The sequence below is a fragment of the Neisseria sp. P0021.S005 genome (assembly GCF_051956955.1).
The window spans coordinates 1-447 of record NZ_JBQCWY010000969.1 but is presented as its reverse complement, the minus strand read 5'-3'; the positions used below and the strand labels follow the sequence as shown (position 1 = coordinate 447).

The following is a 447-nucleotide window of genomic DNA, read 5'->3' as shown; positions in this document are numbered from 1 at the left end:
ACGGCAGTATGCGCGACTTGGTATTGGGTTTGGAAGTCGTCCTGCCCAATGGCGAACTTGTTTCCCATCTCCAACCGCTGCACAAAAATACCACCGGTTACGACCTGCGCCACCTCTTTATCGGCAGCGAAGGCACGCTCGGCATTATCACCGCCGCTACGCTCAAACTCTTCGCCCGTCCGCAAACCATAGCGACCGCGTGGGTAGGTTTGGACGACATCGAATCTGCCGTACAGCTTTTAACAGCCGTACAAGGGCATTTTGCCGAACGTCTCACCAGTTTCGAGCTGATCAGCCGCTACGCTTTGGCATTGTCTTCCGAGTTCAGTCATCTCAAACAGCCGACCGATGCAAACTGGCACGTCCTGCTCGAACTGACCGATTCCGTTCCCGATGCCGCGCTCGACGAAAAACTTGCCGAGTTTCTCTATCAAAACGGCCAAGAAA

At 54.6% G+C, this 447-nt stretch carries 1 protein-coding gene; it reads left to right on the top strand.

Features of this window, described 5'->3' with window-relative positions:
- Positions 1-447, top strand: a 447-nt coding sequence (locus ACTHUE_RS20420) for an FAD-binding oxidoreductase (protein WP_440424322.1), incomplete at both ends; no start/stop codon positions are given.